Annotated in this window: 14 protein-coding genes; 1 reads left to right on the plus strand and 13 read right to left on the minus strand. The window is 36.8% G+C overall.

All coding sequences use genetic code 11. From position 1 onward, the window contains the following. Window positions 1-121: 121 nt before the first annotated feature. The 8 genes from HZI73_RS21795 to HZI73_RS21830 all read right to left on the minus strand — a co-directional run bounded on the left by HZI73_RS21795 (window position 122) and on the right by HZI73_RS21830 (window position 11,725). A complete protein-coding gene (locus tag HZI73_RS21795) occupies window positions 122-1,129 on the minus strand; it encodes an NAD-dependent epimerase (protein WP_212695463.1) in 1,008 nt (335 codons plus the stop codon). A gap of 14 nt (window positions 1,130-1,143) precedes the next feature. Continuing rightward, window positions 1,144-3,438, minus strand: a complete 2,295-nt coding sequence (locus HZI73_RS21800) for a glycosyltransferase family 4 protein (protein WP_212695464.1) — start codon at window positions 3,436-3,438, stop codon at window positions 1,144-1,146. Between the two features lie 45 nt (window positions 3,439-3,483). Then, window positions 3,484-4,554 carry a glycosyltransferase gene (locus HZI73_RS21805; protein ID WP_212695465.1) on the minus strand — a complete coding sequence of 357 codons (1,071 nt, stop codon included), beginning with the start codon at window positions 4,552-4,554 and terminating at the stop codon, window positions 3,484-3,486. A 203-nt stretch (window positions 4,555-4,757) separates the two neighbouring features. Next, the gene (locus HZI73_RS21810) at window positions 4,758-6,311 is read right to left on the minus strand and encodes an ABC transporter substrate-binding protein (protein WP_212695466.1); all 1,554 of its coding nucleotides are present in this window, start codon (window positions 6,309-6,311) and stop codon (window positions 4,758-4,760) included. 83 nt (window positions 6,312-6,394) lie between these two features. Next, window positions 6,395-7,273, minus strand: a complete 879-nt coding sequence (locus tag HZI73_RS21815; protein WP_212695467.1) for a carbohydrate ABC transporter permease — start codon at window positions 7,271-7,273, stop codon at window positions 6,395-6,397. Window positions 7,274-7,284: 11 nt separating this feature from the next. Next, window positions 7,285-8,214, minus strand: a complete 930-nt coding sequence (locus HZI73_RS21820; RefSeq protein ID WP_212695468.1) for an ABC transporter permease — start codon at window positions 8,212-8,214, stop codon at window positions 7,285-7,287. A gap of 214 nt (window positions 8,215-8,428) precedes the next feature. Beyond that, window positions 8,429-10,756, minus strand: a complete 2,328-nt coding sequence (locus HZI73_RS21825) for an AraC family transcriptional regulator (protein ID WP_212695469.1) — start codon at window positions 10,754-10,756, stop codon at window positions 8,429-8,431. Between the two features lie 168 nt (window positions 10,757-10,924). After that, window positions 10,925-11,725 carry a response regulator transcription factor gene (locus HZI73_RS21830; protein WP_212695470.1) on the minus strand — a complete coding sequence of 267 codons (801 nt, stop codon included), beginning with the start codon at window positions 11,723-11,725 and terminating at the stop codon, window positions 10,925-10,927. Window positions 11,726-11,802: 77 nt separating this feature from the next. On the opposite strand from HZI73_RS21830, the gene HZI73_RS21835 reads away from it, so the two are divergent. Beyond that, a complete protein-coding gene (locus HZI73_RS21835; protein ID WP_212695471.1) occupies window positions 11,803-13,494 on the plus strand; it encodes a sensor histidine kinase in 1,692 nt (563 codons plus the stop codon). Between the two features lie 33 nt (window positions 13,495-13,527). On the opposite strand, the gene HZI73_RS21840 is transcribed toward HZI73_RS21835, so the two are convergent. The 5 genes from HZI73_RS21840 to HZI73_RS21860 form a co-directional block, all read right to left on the minus strand. Further along, window positions 13,528-13,767 (minus strand): hypothetical protein, encoded by a 240-nt coding sequence (locus HZI73_RS21840; protein WP_212695472.1) that lies wholly within the window; start codon window positions 13,765-13,767, stop codon window positions 13,528-13,530. A 31-nt stretch (window positions 13,768-13,798) separates the two neighbouring features. Further along, complete coding sequence (locus tag HZI73_RS21845; protein WP_246552245.1) at window positions 13,799-14,716, minus strand: carbohydrate ABC transporter permease; 918 nt, start codon at window positions 14,714-14,716, stop codon at window positions 13,799-13,801. Between the two features lie 22 nt (window positions 14,717-14,738). Next, window positions 14,739-15,671 carry an ABC transporter permease gene (locus tag HZI73_RS21850; RefSeq protein ID WP_246552246.1) on the minus strand — a complete coding sequence of 311 codons (933 nt, stop codon included), beginning with the start codon at window positions 15,669-15,671 and terminating at the stop codon, window positions 14,739-14,741. A 129-nt stretch (window positions 15,672-15,800) separates the two neighbouring features. Then, window positions 15,801-17,507 carry an extracellular solute-binding protein gene (locus tag HZI73_RS21855; protein ID WP_212695473.1) on the minus strand — a complete coding sequence of 569 codons (1,707 nt, stop codon included), beginning with the start codon at window positions 17,505-17,507 and terminating at the stop codon, window positions 15,801-15,803. 53 nt (window positions 17,508-17,560) lie between these two features. After that, window positions 17,561-20,365 (minus strand): hypothetical protein, encoded by a 2,805-nt coding sequence (locus tag HZI73_RS21860; RefSeq protein ID WP_212695474.1) that lies wholly within the window; start codon window positions 20,363-20,365, stop codon window positions 17,561-17,563. Window positions 20,366-20,414: the final 49 nt, after the last annotated feature.

Genomic DNA, 20,414 nt, shown 5'->3' on the forward strand with positions numbered 1-20,414 from the left:
TTCTGAATTGAAAACTTCCTTACATAGAAATAGATGTATCTCACAACCTTCTTGGCATGGCGATACATCTTTTTTTATTGTGCGTCTTTATGGTGTATATATATTTTATACATCTGATCAATCACTTATGATAATACCATCGATACCACTTAACAAAAGCTTCAATGCCATCTTCAATGCTGGTTTCTGGCTTAAACCCAATGGCCATTTCTAAATCTTTAACATCTGAGAAGGTCTTGGTGACATCTCCAGGCTGAATAGGCACGTATTCACGTATCGCTTTCTTGGCTAATTTATTTTCCAATACATCAATAAACGTCTCCAACTGAATAGGGTGATGATTACCAATGTTGTATATCTTATAAGGTGCAAAACTGGTGCTGCAATCCCATTCATCACCCCATTCTGTATTGCCTTCAGGTATGAAGGGAATTAACCGCACAAGTGCTTCAACAATGTCATCAATATAAGTAAAATCTCTCACCATCTTGCCATGATTAAAGACTTTAATGGGTTTCTCCTCTAATATAGCTTTGGTAAACAAAAAGAGTGCCATATCCGGTCTGCCCCATGGACCATAAACCGTGAAAAAGCGGAGTCCTGTGGTTGGTATCTGATACAAATGACTGTAGGTGTGAGCCATTAACTCATTAGCCTTCTTAGTAGCCGCATACAAACTTACAGGATGGTCCACATTATGACATGTTTTAAAAGGTGTTCTTTTATTACCTCCATAAACGGAACTGGAAGATGCATAGATCAGGTGTTTCACCTGTGTATGTCGACACCCCTCCAATATATTAAGAAATCCCACGATATTGGCATCAATATACGCCCTTGGATTGATTAAACTGTAACGGACCCCTGGTTGAGCAGCTAAATGAATCACATAAGCAAATTGATGTTTATAAAAGATATCCTGAATCACTTTGTCATCTTCTATACTCTCCCTATAATACTGGAAACCCTCATACTTCTCCAATAACTCCAGTCTTGACTCTTTTAACCCTACATCATAATAATCGTTAACATGATCAATACCAACGACTTGATAGCCATCCTCTAGCAACCTTTTTGCTACATGAAATCCAATAAATCCTGCACATCCTGTGACCAATAATTCATTCACTTGGAAGCCTCCTTTTAATCGTCTGAACTGACATATCCTTTACTTTTAAAGAATGCAATATTTTGTATAACACTTTTATGCTGGGGATTTAGCTTGTGTGCTGTTTCATTAGCTAAAAAAGCCTTTTCTGTCTCCCCATTTTCGTAATAACAAACGCATAGTTGTAAATAGGGCCGCCACGTCCACGCGTCTTTATCTATGGGAAATGCATCATGACGAGGCAGTTCTAATTCTGTGGCTAACTCATACCAGAAAATGGCTTCATCCCACTTTTCTTCTTTCATCAATGTATACCCTATAAAGCAGCATTCTTCAGCTCTAGGGGCATCATACTCAAATATCTGGTAACAATACTTGCGACAAACGTCATAATCCTCTTTGTCATAATAAATCAGATAGATGTTGCGATAGGCATCAATGCACTTCTCCTTATCCTCTTGTTCCTCTTTCACATACTCCAAAAAATAATAGATGCTATCGTCATATAATTCATTTTCATAAAGTTGCATGGCAAATTCATACATTTCTTCCATGGATAATTGATTTCCCTCCTTATGAAGCTTAGGTAACGCAAGCTGCTCTACATTGGCATTGTCCATAACCTTACTTGCAGCATCTTCAATATCAACGATAAACTCATCGTATACAATGGCTTCTTGATAAGCCTTTATAGCGTGAAATCTTTCCCTAGCCTTCTCTACTTGCCCCAACCTGGAATAGATCAAACAATATAAATAATCATAATCTGTATAACCCTTTTGTTCTGGTATATGACTTAATGCTATAAGTGCCTTAGGATAGTCTTCTATTTGTATAAGACAGTAAATAAACCATCGTTTATAGATAACCTCCTCATCATTATTGACTGTTAAGCACGTAAGCTCTTTTAAGGCATCTCTATATTGTTCTGTCTTAATGTTATGATAAATAGACCTGATGAACGCGTTCTCTGATAGTGTATTTCTTCTAACTTTTGTATAACAATACCCTTTGCCAGAACCACCCTCATATCGTTTGGCTGCACAGGTCCATCTGGCTATGGTTAAATCTTTTGTTATCTCATAGAGAATTGGGACAAATATTTCACTATATGATGTGGTTTGCAGATACTGTAGAAACTTGGCATAACCTTCTGTGGTCAGAAAATCTTTACCATGGATTTGGATATCCCATACAGTCGTGTTCTGCCTAGGTTCTATCTGATATACTGCCATGTTTTTTAACGTGCTCATACAATGTTTGCTTATTTTTCTCCACCCATATTGCCCAGCTGTTTTCAATCCTCCTGCAATCAAGTTGCGTCTTATATCGTATTTTTGAAGCAGATTTATCACTGCATCAGCCATGGTTTTAGGTAAACGGTTTTTAAGAACAATGGCATTTTGACCATGGATGACATAATCCCGCATACCGATACAATCTGTGGTAATAACTGGACATCCACATGCCATGGCTTCTAATATGGGTAAGCCAAATGCTTCATAATAAGAGCCTTGTATATAGACACTGGCCCCTTGATAGATGGCAGCAATATCACGTTGACTAGGTGCAACAAAGACCTTGGAGACATCTTCTACATCGATAGTCGGTGTAACAGGTGTTATCCAGTAGAGTTTTATATGGGGCAGCTTTTCTCGAACGCGTTTATAAGCTGCAATGATATGGGGTATACCCTTAAAATCATAGCGATCATTTCCTACCATAAGCAGATAAGTTTTCTTTTTTTCTGGCAACATCTTATACTTAAAAATATGGGTATCAATACCATTACGAATAACGGTAGATTCTCGATTAAAATATTGCTTTATATACTTTGCCGCTACATGGGACACCGTTAAGATAAAATGTGCTAAATGATATTGGCTCTGTATAAATGCTTTATGGTCTTCCTCTAGTTCATGGTAAGCAAACACATGATGGTCGCCTTGCTCAAAATAGGCAACAGGTGCAATCCCTGTTTCCACACATTCGCCTATGTGGGTATAATACGTGGCAATAATCAGGTCACAGTAGGGAATACAGGTTGAGAGCTTGGTGGCAGCAGGCACACAAATATAAGCACTATTGATGGGAAACCAGGAGGGTTTCTTACCATAGGCAACAATGGTCACCTGATGACCTTTTTCAATCCATGTATTGGCTTGTTGAAAAATCATTTTGGCTGCACCGCATATAGACGTATTGCCCATCACATACACCATATGAAAGCTTGTTTTTTTGATATCGTTATGGATAAGTTTCGTTTTTTGGCTAAGCTTAGTGCCTGAGATGCGGTCATGGGTTAACACCTTTAATAATGCCTTAATCACATAACTTCCTCCTCACACTATGGCTATATTGGGCGTCATAGGGTATTATGGGTAACCAATGGATTTAAAGTAAGACTGATTATAGATAACATGCTTATCTTTTGGGTTATATGCTTGTGCAAGCTTATGGTGCCTATAGGCTTCATTCAAATCCCCTTTATCGTAATAACATAAACATAACTGTAGATGGGGCAACCATGTATAATTGCTCTCATCCATAAAACCCCAATCATCATCAGGTGGTTTTAGATTCGTGGCTAATGTCAACCAAAAAATAGCTTCCTGTATACGATTCTCTTCTTGGTAAGAGCAACCTAAACGGTAACATGCCTCACCACGAGGTGTATCATATTCCAGCGTCTTCAGTAAATAGTGGCGGCTGGTCTTATAATTTTTTAAGGCTACATAATAGTCAGCTAACTTATTGCAAGCTGCTATTTTATCCTCTATCCAACCTGTTTCCATACCTAAAAACTCGTTAAATTTTTTTATAGCATCTTCATATCTGGCATTGTCATATAGTTCTTTGGCATAATAATATGTATCTCGTGCATCAAATGGATAGCCTTCTTCTTCTTTTTGCCTATATAACCTAAGGTTGCGGTCACCAGCTTGATGGATACGCTTATGGGTGATGGCAATATCTGTATTGACCACATGGCCTTCTACTTGCAGGTATTCATGGACAAAACCATGCCATTTAAAAGCTTTTATGCGTTTTACAATCCTATGACGTCTAAACCGCAATGTGACATTCCCCTGTTCATCAGTAGCATAATGATAAAACATGGAATACGCATCTGCATCATGCATTTTTTCTTTTAAAGCTCTTAATTTTGCCCTATCAGACTCAAGAAGTACGTCGTCTGCATCTAGCCATAGAATGTAATCTTTGGTGGCTTTACTAAAACTGTAGTTACGCGCTGCTGCAAAATCATGAATCCACTTGTAAGCATAAATAGAACAATGAAATTTATCGGCAATGGCTATTGTCTTATCTGTCGAACCTGTATCAACGATAATCATTTCATCTACAATATCTGAAACAGAGGATAAACAGCGCTCTAATACATCTTCTTCATCCTTAACAATCATACATAAACTTAGTGTAGCCATGTCATACCTCCAACCGTATATGCATCATCAACACACACTTATACTTATATGTATATGCCATCAATAGGCTATAATTGACTACCCATTCACATGATGGGAGGTTTAAAAGCATAAAAAAAGGTTTCTTATACACGCTATAAGATAACCTTTTTTCATGGTTCTTTTATGCTATTAATTGTGCAATGAGTGACTTAATAACCTCATTATTTTTTATTCTTCGCTAACCATGCGTCCAATTGTTCTTGGGCTTCCTTAATGAGTTTGTCATCAGGATCATTCTTTCTTAGTTTTTCTCTAAGGATTGGCAAGTATTTATCTGGATCTAGCGTACCAGTGGTTAAGCCAGCAATGTATTCTTTTTGAATGGTCTCATTGGTGGCATCAATGGCTTTTACTTCTTCGGACGGAACATACATAAAACCTAAAGTAGGTGATGATATGGCTGCTTCATTCATAGCAATGGTTTCTTCCCATATACCTGGCTTTTGACCTTTTGTGTAATAGGCGTTGAATTGATTACCGAATTCCCATGCAATACCACTCCAATAACCACCGCCTTCTATCTTTTCAATGGTTTGATCATCAATCTTCTGATAGTGCTTACCTTCTATACCAAATGCTAACAGATTATAGAGCTCTTTGTTTGTATTGACCTGTTCAATAAGGGCCATGGCTTTTTCTGGATTTTTTGAGGTACGGCTAATCACATTCATTCCTGATAATACGGAACGTGTTTGAATAACGGGTTTCGTCATGGGTACTGCCACAATCTCATAACCATACTTGTTGGATAACTCAACTTCAACACCTGGTTTATAGGTACCTGGCCAAACACCATACTTCATGATTTTCAAATCGGATTCAACCTCTGTCACACTGGCAGCATCTTTTCGAAAATAGCCTTTTAAATACCAGTCACGCATAAATCGAAATACATTTTCAGAAAAGATATCTTCTTCACTGAATTCATTTTTAATGCTATAATCTGTGGTGTTATAAGCCAGGTATCCGCCTACATCATGAATTGGTGTATCGCCTTCTGGGTAATAGAAGGTGATCCATTCTTTGGTTAATGCAGGATACATACCCGGTTCATTGTCACGTATTGCTTCTAAATACGGCTCTAAATCTTTGGCAGTCTTTACATTTTCATAATCGAAATTATACTTATCTACTATTTTCTTGGGCATAAAAACGCCGCCCATGGATGCCATTGTCTGATAATTGATGGCACAATAGATATCACCATTAATCTTGGTTGCTTCCCAGTATTTCTCAGGAATCATCTTATAATAGTTGGGTGCATGTTCCGCTAACAAATCATCAAGGGGCAGAAAGGCACCTTTATTTACACCATCCACATATTTGTTAACCCAAGCTAAAGATGAAAAACATATATCAAATGCTTCTCCAGAAGCCATTTTAAGCTGCATTTTTTGGTCATATTCTCCCCAATCAAGTACCCGCATGTCTAGCGTTGCATTGATGGACTCTAACAGAATCTCATTGACAGCTGCTTCAACAGAAGCCTCATCTTCTTGAGGTGAACCTATGAGGTACCATATAAGTTCTACGGGTTCTTCTTTTTGGGATGAACCTGTGTCATTGTTACTACTGCCATTTGAAACATTATCGTTGTTTGCATTGGTTTTTTCCCCATTTTCATTGTTGTCCTTGGCACCACAACCTGCCAATAACACCCCAGTTAATACAATTAATAGTAACCATGACAACATGTTGTTTAATTTTCGTTTCATGCTTATCCTCCTTAATATTTATTATTATACACTAAATGTGTAATAATCATAAAGTGGCGAAATTACTCACCGTATAATAGCGCTTATTCCTTCACTGCACCTGCTGTCAGACCTTTTACAAGATATTTTTGAAAAAATGGAAAAATAAACAGCATGGGTCCAGCCGCCAAAATAACCATGGCCATCCTTAAGGTATTGTTTGGCAAGGATGTCGCATCAACATTTGCAATTTGATGTTTATTGGCATTTAAAATCGCTTGAATATTAGACATGATTTTATAAAGTAAGTATTGCAGCGTGGATAGCTTGGGGCTTTCAATAAACAAAAGACTTAGCCACCAGTTATTCCAATACCCTAATACCAGCATCAAACCAACAGTTGCTAGAGCTGGCTTAGACAGCGGAAGTATAATGCGACAGTAAATGGTATATTCAGATGCCCCATCAATTTTAGCTGATTCGATGAGTGAAGCAGGTATTTCCGACATGAATACACGCATCAAAAATATGTACCAAGGGATAATCAATGCTGGCACAAACAACGCCCATATGGTGTCCCCTAATTTAAGGTAATTGGTAACAAGAATATAGTAGGGTACAATTCCCCCATGAAACAGTACTGTGAAATAGATAAAAAAGCTTAGTTTATTTCGGTATTTAAAATCTTTTCTACTTAACGTATAAGCTGTCAGAGATGACATAAATAGGCTGATAATTGTCCCTAAAAACGTTATGGTCAAGGTCACACCATAAGCACGGAGTAATGCACGTATGTCTTGGAAAACATACTGAAAAGCATCCATACTGAAGCCTCTAGGTAACAAAGCATAACCATATTTGGCCAGCTGTAATTCATCGGATAATGACGCTGAGATAATAATAATGACAGGTAGTGTACAAGTAAGGCAGAAGGCTATAAAAGCGGCATGAATGCATACTTGACTCCATCTTTTTTTCCTCATCTTTGACCTCCTTAATAAAGTGCACTGTTTTTGTCATATTTTTTAACAAAAAAGTTCGTTGTGGTGACTAGAATTAATCCGACCAAGGCTTGATAAAGACCAACAGCTGTACCAATATGCATTTGTCCAAATTCCCGAATGGTTCTAAAGACATACGTATCAATCACATCCGTTGTTGAATACAAGGCACCCGAGTTTTTCGTTAGAAAATAAAACATACCAAAATCAGCTCTAAAAATATTGCCGATACCAATTAACGTCAGCATGATCACTGTCGGCATGAGCAAGGGAACGGTAATGTATCTAATCTGTTGTAATTTAGAAGCGCCATCAATTCTAGCGGCTTCGTAAAAATCGTGATTAATCCCCATGATTGCAGCAAAATAGATGACGGCATGATACCCGGTATGTTTCCATATACTGGTGAGCACAAGTATAACCGGCCAATGTTTCGCTTCGTTATACCACATGACTGCTTCACCACCAAAAAAGCCGATAATCCGATTCAGTATACCAAGCTCCATATCGAATAAACCTACAAATAGGTAGCTGACAACAACCCAAGATAAATAATGGGGAAAGAACATGGTGGTTTGATAGACCCTTACAAACTTAGATGACACTTCATTTAACAGAATAGCAAAAGTAACCCCAAACAATGGACCTACTATAAGAAATAATACATTCATACCGATGGTGTTGCGGGTTATCCGCCACATGATATCATTACGAAATAGAAATTTAAAATTCTCAAGCCCTACCCACTCACTACCAAAAATCCCCAAATCATAACGATAGGTTTTAAAGGCTATGATAATCCCTATCATGGGTATGTAACTGAAAATAACAATCCATAATATGGTGGGAAGGTTCATTGACAATAACTCAAGGTCTTTGAAGAATCCACTTCTTGATCGCCTTTTTTTATGTCTTATGCTCATGACATCACTCCTTGTCTTTTCTTATCTATAGCTTAGCAGTGAGGGTTTCGTGCAAGCAAGTGTACAATTGCAAGGGTTGTATACACGGGTTAAAAACAGGTGTATACAAAAGTAAAATCTGTATCATTTAGCCATTTTTAAGTAGAAAATGTAATTATTTCCACCAAGAATGGCATAAAAAAACCCACTGTTTGAACAATGGGTTTGATCTTCGTCATGACTTGTTGCTGTTTTTCATGGATTGAATATAACTGTATTCTCTTGGTGTGGTACCATATTTCTTTTTAAAGAGACGGTAGAAATAGCTTCTGTTATCAATGCCTACTTCCAACATGATCTGGTCAATGGTCAATTGTGTATTCAGCAGTAATTGAACGGCTTTTGATAAGCGTACATCATTCATGTAATCTTTAATGCTTATATGCATGGTGTCTTTAAAAACTTTACTAATGTGGTTGGATGACATATTGAGAAGGTTAGCTATATACTGGGTATATAAACCGCTGTCATTATAATTGGTGTCTATGATTTCCTTAATGGCCTCAGCCAAAAGTTTATGACGCTGTGCCACATGATTTTCTTGTTGCATAAAATAACTTTCAATGTAGTGCAAGATGCATGTTTTTGCATCGTCAATAACCTCATATTCAATGACTTTATAAATCATCTCATCGATATCCATCTTATAGGATGAAAAACTGTATTGATGAAGCTCTTGAAATGTACTGATAAAGACATTGACCAAGTATACGATATAACTCTTAATGGTTGTATAAGGATAAGACGAAATTGTATCGAAAAAAAGATTCACTTCCCTAAATAGACCTTCCTTATCCTTGGTCTTGATAAGACCACGAATACGGACTTCATCTTCATGGGTAAGAGGAGGTTGGTCTCCCTCTTTAACCTTAAGAGACTCTTCTGATGATGTTATCATAGCGCCTCTGCCTAAAATATAGCGCCTATTAGAATCCAGTAGTGCTTTTAAATAATGCTTTGTTATCAATGATTTACCTGCCCATGGCTCACTGATCGTAAAGGATATTGATAATTCTATGTGTTTTTCTATGAAAGCCTGGGCTTCAACAAGCAATGATGCCACAGTATCTTCTGTATAATCATCTGACGTATTCATTAAGATAATGGCTTGGTCATCTTTTAAGTCGATACCATCACATATGAATTGTCTGTTCAGTACTTCACTGACAACATTAATAATGGCAAACTTTAACAGATGACGGTCATGTAAGTTATTCTTCTGTTCAAATTGCTTAAAGTTATCAATACGAATGAGTATGAGACATAGCGTTTTATGCACATCCAATGGGATTTCACCGCTTACCTTATCCCATTCGCTGTCTTTAATCTGCTCACTTTGTGTGATCATTTTTTTGAGATAATAGTTATGTAAAATATTTTTCTTAGATATCGACTCTTTCTGATAGGACTTTAGTTGATTGAATGCTTCACTGTAAATCTGGTTTAACAAGAAAAATTCATCTCTTGAATGATTGGTATCCACATTGTATTTGGTGCTGAGACCTTCCAAAAGCATCTTAACAGGGTTATATATCTTGTCCGATACAAAAAAGGCAATGATAAGACCCACAATAAGAAAAACAATGGTTAACACCAGGATACTATAGCGTATGGATTGTAAAACAATTTGAAGATTATGATAGGGTTGTATCCATACCAGTGTCCAATTTTCTTCTGGTATCGGGTCATAAAAAACAAGATACTTCTTATGGTTATAAGTCTTTTCAAAACATGCTGGTGTTTCGCTTTCAACAAAAGCGTCTTGTGTTATCCCTTGATACAGTGCCAGCTGTTCGTCCGTATATTCTTGGGAAGCAATAACATGTTTCTTGTCATTGATTAAGAAAATCTTAGCATCATTAGCGTGTGATAAGTGATTAATGCGACTAATATTATTCATAATCCAATCTGATGATACATTGACAACCAAGGCAGAAGGTATACCTTCCTTCATATACGTATCATCATAGATGACATACGAAAAAACATGGAGATATTGGTCATTCTTTTCGGTTTCATTGAGATAGAACTTACGTTCTATTAACATATCCCGCTTTTCATTATCAATGGGGTAGATTAAGGATTCCATACTCAGATCGTTATAGAGCAGATGTCGAAAGGTTGAATAGGTATTCTTTGTGAATGAGTTATAGACTTGTATGGAATGAATGCTGTCGTTGACATGGACATAATTGTCCAATTTCATTTTCAAACGTATAATATCATAAATCTCGTCTTCACGCTGAAGCGTTAATAATTCCTTAACGTTATAATCTACATAGAGGGCACGAGCGGTTTTTTTAATGGATTTGAGTAACTCATTAATGTTATACTCTATCTGTTTGGACATAATCTGGGTTTTTTTGTATTCATTGGAAATGGTTCTGTCCTTTATACCCATATATACACTTATAGAAAAAAAGATAAAAATGAGGGTGGTTAACGTAATGATAAGTAAATAGACCCGTAAAAGAAATTTTTTGTTAAGAAAAAAATCCTTCATTTTGTCATCCTCCTAAGTTTATCCATGTCCAAGAATGAATAAAGATACTCTTGATGGTACATGACAAATAGGGAATTGTCAATATTCATTACGTTTCATCAAGGAAAGCATCTGAAGCCTTTTATAGGCCTAGATGCTTCTTAAAAATGTTTTGCTCATATGCACATTTCATGAATGATGCCACCCATCTGTATCATCCAAATGCTTTTCTCTAAAGACAGTAGGGTATAGGCCATATGTCTTTTTAAAAGCTCTTGAAAAATGATTGGATTCCTTAAAACCTAGCTTATAAGCAATCTCATTAATACGTATGGTTGGATCAGTCACCAGCTCTTTGGCTATCATCATCTTTCTTTCATTGACATACTTGGTAAACGATAGGCCTGCATTCTCTTTAAACATTTTACTAAAATAATGATAACTTAGATTGACCTTATTGGCTGCTTCCTGCATAGAAATCGTTCGACTCATATTTTCTTCAATGTATTGATCAATGATAGAAAGAAGACTTTTACCATTTTCTGTGTTTCTATTTTTTTTGGATATATCCTGCTGTTTTTTTAGCTGATTGGAGAGTTTTTGATCCAATTCTGATAGATACAATGGTTTTAGAAGGTAATCATTAACCCCAAGTAAAAAGGCTTTCCTTACATAGCTAAAATCATCAAATCCACTGAGCACAAATAGAATAACGTATTTGTCCATTTTTCTTATTTTTTCAGCAAGAATTAAACCACTGCCCTCAGGCATGCATATATCTGTAATGACAACGTCAGGTTTTATGTCCCTATATTTTATCATGGCTTCATTAACACTGCCTGCTACATAGGTGATATAGTTACACGGATTATTTAACCGCTTAATTTTCGAGCAGACATTTCTACAAATCAGTTCCTCATCATCTACAATTAATATTCGGATATTCCCCATCTCTATCAACCTTCCCATTCGTTCCGATTTATAGTTCAAATTATATACCAAATCATAAAAATAGACATTTACAATCCCTATGTTCTTTGTTACGATGTTTTAAAAAAGGTGATACCATGATTTTAAAACAAAATACCATTTATAGACGCATTCTAACCTACTTCATTCTTTTTATCTATTTACCTGTCACCATCATCACCTCTATACTTTTTTTTAACATCCGAGAACAGAATCGAAGGATTGCTATATCCACATCCACCGAGCTTTCTCTCCGTTACCAGACAACAGTTGAAGCCTATATTCATCAAAAATTGGATATGCTCACTTCACTTTCTTCCTATAATCCTTTAACTGTATTTCTAAATACCGTCTATAAACCAAGGCTTGATTTTGAAAACTACAATTCAACGGTTATTGCCTACTTTAAGGGATATGCAGGTATTTATTATCGAAGTTCTATACGTCTCTATGTCACCAATGAAACCATACCAGAAGGCCACTGTACCATCTACCCCATTCACTATATCAGCACCAACAAAATCATTAACGATTTTATGCATTCAAAAGATATGACTGCCATTGAACATGCCTCACGCTTCTTGGATACAGCGTCTCACGACGACTTTCTAAAAGCCAAAAATCATATCATTATGCTTCATAAACTTACCAACTATAAAAAACTTACTGCATTGGTAGTTATGCGCTTACCTGAAACAGAATTCTTTGGTATCCATGAAAGCCATAAACTTTTCCAAATAGGTTCCATCAAAATCATTAATCATTCCTCATTATCCAATGAAAACCTTCAGAAGAAAGTATTCAAGGGGCAATCAGGTGTCCTTGATAACATTGCTTATTCTAGAAGCAGCATTGACCACCTGCCCTATGACATCATCATTGTAACAGATGCAGAAACACCGTCAACGTTTATGACATTTTATCAGCTGATTATTTTCTCCATCCTGCTCATGGCCAGTTCTTTAATGCTCTATGAGATCTATAAAATGACCAATCGTATTAACAGTTGTTTATATCGCATGAATGATTCCATACAACATGATTTTAGTCAAAGACTGCCTATAAAGGGGAATGATGAGATTACAAAACTCTCTCAAAACATTAACATGCTTCTTGATGGTATTAAAAAGCTTGTTAAGCGGACTGTTGAACAGGAAACCATAGGCAAGGAAACCCAGATTTTTGCCTTACAGAACCAAATCAATCCTCACTTCATCTACAACACCCTTGAAATCTTTTCGTCTCAAATGGAGCTATATGGCCACTATGAAGAATCTGACGCTATGGGTGATTTTGCACGAATGCTGCGTTATAATCTTGCAGGTAAGGAATACTTCACTTCCGTTAAGGAAGAAACGAATCATATGAATAGCTATCTAAGCATTCAAAAAATTCGATACCCATTAATACGCTGTCATGTATTAATACCATATGATATCTATTCAGCCAAAATCATACGCTTTATCTTTCAACCCATTATTGAAAACAGTATTCAACATGGTCTTAATAGACATCATCCCGAACTTAAAATAACCATTACAGCCAGCAGGGTTAACCATGATATTCTGTTTATTGTAACAGACAATGGCTTGGGCATGGAGCCACAAAAGGTCACCACACTTAACGCTAATCTGAATGCCCCTATAAGTGGCAATAAAACCTCCAAAGGCAGTATTGGACTGGCCAACATTAACAACCGTCTACGCCTTTTCTTTGGTGAGGATTATCGTCTTGTTGTGGAAAGTAAAATAAATCAAGGAACCATCATACGTTTTAAGATCCCTATCTAAAAAACCTATGATTTAAAAAGATGTGGTGGATAATTATATGGAAATGTACTTCCAACTTTCATCTTTCTCGTTTCTAAAAGAAGGACCTACTGACTTGGTATAGTATACATAATATTTCTCATTAACTTTAATGATACTATTAGGGTCCCTTCTATGCACCCCTTCCTCAAGTCCTATACCTGAAACAGGCATATACTTGAATGTACATAACCAAGAATCATCTCGATTAGGATACTGGGATGCCCTTTTTGAAGCAGCACTTTTCTTTTTCATCCTTAATTCCTCCTCTTAATGAATGGTGTCATTAACCTTTAACCGAACCAATCATGACCCCTTTAACAAAATGTTTTTGAACAAATGGATAGAGTATCATTAATGGTATGCTGGCTATAATGATCAGTGAATATTTGAGTAAAACAGCTAAGTTTTCTTGCACTTGTAAAGAGTCAGGGTCCATGGTACTCATCATTTCAGCGGACATCTGATTCTGAATGAGAATATCCCTTAATACCAATTGTAATGGTCTTAATGCAACAGACTTTAAGTACAGCATGGCATCAAAATAAGCATTCCAATGGGCCACTGCATAATACAGACTGATGACTGCAATAATGGATTTGGACAATGGTACCACAATCTTGGTGATGAATTTGAAGTTGTCACAGCCATCAATAATGGAAGCCTCTAACAGCTCCTTAGGTATCGTCTGTTTGAAATAGGTCATGGTAATGATCACATTAAATGGATTCAACAGTTTAGGTAAAATCATAACGAGCCTTTTATCCATAAGACCTAAGTAATCAATGGTTAAGTAGTTTGGAATCAATCCAGCATTAAACAGCATGGTAAATAAAAGCATACCAATGACAAGCTTTCTACCAATGAGATCCTTTCTGGTCAAGGGGTAAGCTATCATAATGGTGGTTATGACATTTAATGTGGTGCCAACAATCATATAAAAAAAGGAATTGGCATAGCCCATCCATACAGATTTATTACTAAAGACAGCTTCATATCCTGCTAATGAGAAATCAACAGGCAATAACTTGACTCGCCCTTGTATGATAGCATCAGACGAACTGAAAGATGCACTGATGACATAGACAAGTGGATAGGCCACAATAATAAAAATCATAAACAGTATGATATAATTAACTACCGTAAACACACCATCACTATGTATTTTTTTCTTTTTATTTACGCCGTTTTTTATGGTAAGCAATAACATCATCTCCTTCACTTATTTAGAATAAACTGGATTCTGAATACTTCTGTGCAATCTTGTTAACAATCAGAATCAGTATGATACCAATAAGTGACTGAAAAAGATTGATAGCCGTCGAATAAGAATATTGGGGTACAGGGGATTCAAATGACGTTTTATAGACATATGTGGATATAACTTCTGACGCCACCGTATTGATACTATTTTGCATCAACAGTACCTTTTCAAAACCGATATTTAGAATCTGGCCCGTAGATAGAATTAACAATGTAACGGCAGTGGGCATAATGCTTGGTATATCAATATGGCGAATTCTCTGTAACTTCGTTGCACCATCCACCACAGCAGCTTCATGAAGCGATGGGTCAACCCCTGCTAGAGCGGCAATGTAAATAATGGAACCAAAGCCAATACCTTGCCAAATGCCAGACCAAACATACATGTGTGGGAATGAAGACGCATTAGCAAAAAAGTCAATGCTCTCAAAACCTAGAATCTGGATCATTTGATTCACAAACCCTCCCCTAACCTGAAAGAATTGTCTTAGCAAACCAACAATCACCACAACCGAAATAAAATAAGGAGCATAGGTTATCATCTGAATGGTTTTTTTAATCATTTTTTGCCTTGTATAGTGCAACGATAATGCTAAAATAATTGGCAGCGGAAAGCCAGCAATTAAACCATAGATACTTAAGACCAACGTGTTCTTGATGATACTTACGAAATTATAATCATTAAAAAACTTAATAAAATATTTGAAAGCAGGATCACACCATGGACTGCCAAATATGCCAAGTCTGGCCTTAAAGTCCTTGAATACAATTTGCAAACCCAACATGGGTGCAAATCTAAATACAAGCAAATACGCTACGGGTATAATGAGCAGTACATATAACTGCCAATTCTTTTTCATGGATTTTCTCCAATTTTTCATCTTGCAATTTTTCATACATACTCCTTTACGTCATCATCATTTGAGGCTATGGTTTAAAAGCTCACGTCATATCTAAAAATCTCTAGCCATAACATCGCTTTTAAACCATAGCCTCTCTATCAGGTATCTTAATTATTGATGGTATTAGTTATTTTTATCATATGCCCTTTGGAAAATGTCTATATAGGATTGAACGCCCATATTCATCAGTTCCTTTTCAAAGTTTTCCCAATCCATATGGTCACCAAGAATATAAGCCGCACTCATCTGGTCTAAGAATGCATTGATGGCTGTCGCATAAATCATCATATCCGCTGACTCTTCTTCTGAGTAAATATACTGCTTAAGAATCATATCCATTGGAGGAATATGTGGTAGGTATTTCTTTTTTGTTTCTTTATACAGCATCACTTGAATGTTTTCAGGATCATCCGTATACATGGATTCTGCAACATAAGCAGCATTACCAAGTTGTGACCATGAGAAGTTATGTTGGTTTTCTTCCAATGCATGAAGTCTTTCAAATACTGCTGGCTCACCGTTGATACCAAGTTTGGATTCATCTTGTACGTACTTCCAATCAACGTCTGGGGCACCATCAAAGTTAAAGATTGATAGTTCTTCACTATAGAGAAAGTCAGCTAAAGCCATAGCGATGTCTGGGTGTTCACATTTATCCGTAATACTAAAACCAGAAAGATAAATGCTATCTGGGGCATATTTTGTATACCGCACGCCTTGTGGACCTTGAAGAGGCTCAACAGCTACATAATCTTTCCAGCGATCACCTGTCATGTCAAGAGCAACACCTTGAAATCCTCCTGGAAAACATCCCAATATAACATCCTCTGGGTTCTCACCCATGCGTTTGAAGCCTTCTGAATCTTGAGTAAAACTTTCCGTTGAAAGGAGCCCTTCATCTACTAGTTTCCTCATATATTTGATACCTTCTTTGTAGCCATCTTGAAGATATGATGCGATAACTTTTCCATTGTCAACGTATAAGTAACTAGCACCTCCCTGACTCTGAGGGTAATAGACAAAGGCATTCATTAGGAAGTTACGAACACCTGCTGCCCAGCTTGTTTCTGTACCAGCCATTGGAATTTCATCGGGTTTACCGTTACCATTAGGATCCTGTTCCTTGAACGCCTTAAGGACTTGATAGAATTCTTCAGTGGTCGTGGGTAAATCAAGATTTAACTTATCCAACCAAGGTTTATAAATCCATACTTTTTCCAAACATTTACTATAAGTCACATCGTATATCCGAGGCAGATTATAGAGATGGCCATCTTTAGCTGTGTAGAATGCTTCAATATCCGGATACTTTTCAAGTACTGCTTTTGCCTGCTTACCATTATCTTTCATTAATTCATCCATTGGCAGCAATATGCCTTGCTCACCATAGAGATTTTGAAGGGCTTTAGTCAATTGTGACACTAAAATGATATCAGGATACGTTCCTGTCGATAAGGCTAGATTCAATTTCTGTTCTGCTTCTGGACCGTTTACCACTTCAAATTGGAGATCAATGTTGGTCTTTTCTTCAATATATTTGGTCATAGGGTTATTATCAAAATCATCAACAAAAGGCCTTGTATGTACAAAACATGTCAATGTTACCTGTTCTTCAAGTGGAAATTGAATGGTGTTCTCCCTTGATTGACTTGTTTGTGTTGATTGGGAATCCTTATCATCATCTTTGTCACTGTCTTTGACCACATTCGAATCTTCACTGGAAGTATCCTCGGTTTCATCTGCTGCGTTACCACAGCCTGTGAAACTTCCAATAACCATCATAGCAACTAATAATAGAGCTAATATACTTCTAAAATTATGCTTTTTCATCACTTATTCTCCTTAATTTTGTCATATAGAAGTCTTTAAGCTTCAACATTCATTTATTTGTTCAGTGCTTCCTTGGTATTCAATCTAAACATTTGACCAGCCAGTAACAAATCATCCATGATTTGATCAACGTCATGTCGTGTTGCTACAGGATCATCCAATGCTATTTCAGCAGATTCAATCACATATTGGTAGGTGTCTTTCACTTCTTGGGTTACCCAAAGGATACCTTCTTCAAGGTCATTTCCGTTGTCTGTAGAAATTGCAACACTATTCATGTCAGCCTTAGCTTTTTTAATACAATGTTTAAGTCTGTTGGTATTATAACGTTTAGGCTTCCTCCCTAAATAATCATTGTATAGTGTAATATTGGAAATGTAGCCACCTTCTTCTGGTATGGATACCGTGATATCATTTTTATCTTTGATGATTTGCTTGTTGAGTTTGATATCCACATAGCCAAAGAAATCACCTTCTTTATGGGTAAACGATAGGTCTTTTCTATATTCGATTCCATTAACATGAATCGTCATATCTTTTGTAAAGCCATAACCCGTCTTACCGAATCCGATACGAAGCATTGACCCCTCTAGATTTTTTACGTCACACGTTATGGTAAAGTCTGCTGGCTTCAGACCCGTTTTAACTAAAGTTTTATCACCATAGTAAGTGTCCCGGTGCAATGTATTTGAGAATTTGGGTTCTTTGTCCAGCGTGATTTCAAATATTGTCATCTCTTCCACTCGCATGGGTACACGTTTTATATCTTTTACTGTAATTTCTTCATGAGTCAACTCGCCTAATTCTAAAAAAGTACGTTTCCTTTTCACATCGACAATATTGGCTTTACCTGTTTCAATGTTTAGGTTGATATAGGCGCGGGCAGCATTTAGATTTTGTACGGCAACGTATATCTTACGACCGTGTTGTACAGCATGGGTATATACTTGGTGATTATCCGATTCAACAGGAAGGAAAGCACCTCTATAATCTTTCCATATATCCAAGTAATACATGAGGGGTGTGGTACCAGCCAACCCTGTTTGGCTATCATTGTACCGATAGAATGTACCATTAGAATTAGGTCGCCAATTGATGATTGGGTACACATAAGGTGTAATCATATCAATGGTATCCGACATGTTGATAAACCTCAGCATATAACCATTATAGGTTCTTAATTTTTTGAAATAATCAATAGGCGTACCTCCATTATTATATGTCCCTTCTTCCGTAATTAAAATGGGTTTTACATTATCTGTTAGTACCATATGATTGTTCAACAATTCAAATACAGCTTCTAATCGGCCAGCTAAAAATCCATCGGGATTGTTATCCCGTTCATGAATGAGCATGGGTCCATTTTCATAGAAATGATGACTGTAATAGTCAAGACTTTCTTTGGTTGCATCCATAAATGCCAATTGTTTTTTGGCTTCATCAAAATCGTCTTTTTCAAGGTACATGAATGCACTTGAAGGACCGCCTACTAATGTTTCAGGTGATTCTTTCTTAATGGCTGCGGCTACTTGATTATGAAAATCAGCTAGATAATCCCATGCTTTATCTGGATGGGTATTTAAATATGGCCATTCCACTGAAATGGTGGATTCATTTTTAACTTCCAGATATTTAGGACCTCTGTTATAAAATTTGGTATGAAAGCCAGCTACCAGCTTGCCTGTCAGTTCTGCTGCTTCCTCGAACCTATCTAAACGTGGTGCTGCAACGTGTATATCCTTTGGATTGACTGCTTGCCATGTAGGCCAACCGTCTGTAGTCACCACATAGTCATTGCCGATTGTCGGATATAAGGTATCATATTTATGAGCTAAATCCCTATTGGGAGCAAACCTTTCGTTAAATACTGAATAATCCGCATACCCTGGTTTTTCAGCATCTTCTACCATGCCCATATATCTTTCAAGTAAATTAAAGTGAAAGGCTCCTCGACCTGGAAGAAAACCATTCTGTGTTGTAATGGAATGATAGGCTTGGTCCAATACATTGTAGGATGTATCATTACTTTCTAAACCGATGGGACCGCTATTGACGTGGTACCTTTTAAACTTACGTTCATCCAGTTTATTCACACCATTAACCGATAAATTCTTTGTTGCATCGACTGTAATCTTTACATCATCAATCCACGGCTTATCGGCACCCATGATCGTATAACCGGTGATGTCATACGTTGGCATAACGCCATCTTCTTCCCATATATAGATATCTTTTAATTTTCCTGTACCGTGAATAACCAGCTTGTAACCATCATAAATGATATGTCCATCACTATCTTTTATCTGCCATGGCTCCATTAAGCCTGTATTTTGACTTGATATCCAACCCGTCTTGGTATAAGTGTTAGGAAGACCTGTTATACCATCATGCCACACATGTCCTGGTAAAATCTGCCATGTAAAGGATTCACCATTAGGATTAATTAAGGATAGCTTCATATCCGAAGCAACTTCACCTTCAAAGCGAAAGTCTTTGAAAAATCTTGCTACTTTGGCAACTTCTTCAGGTATATCAAAAGTCATTTCCCCGTTAATCTGGACATGATCATCCTCATAATCAATGAAATTAATACGTTGTATTCTTTTTTCACCATTAACCCGCTCAATGTAAGCAACTCTATTAGGGTTAATCCCTTCATATTTGGCTATAACATTGGGTATGGTATCAAAGTCCTGCTTATTAATGCGAATCTCTTCAGGTAACTCATACTTGGTGTTATCGTCTATATCTTCTGCATATACCGGATAACCACCTATCGTTGTTAACATGTTAAACAGCAACACACCAAGAGATAATAATCGAATGGTTTGATGCCTTATACCTTTTTTTGTTTTCATGTGTTCCTCCTTCACCTTAAAATTTAAGTGAGATAACCTTGGAAAGGCT

Source organism: Vallitalea pronyensis (genome assembly GCF_018141445.1).
Classification (GTDB): domain Bacteria; phylum Bacillota; class Clostridia; order Lachnospirales; family Vallitaleaceae; genus Vallitalea; species Vallitalea pronyensis.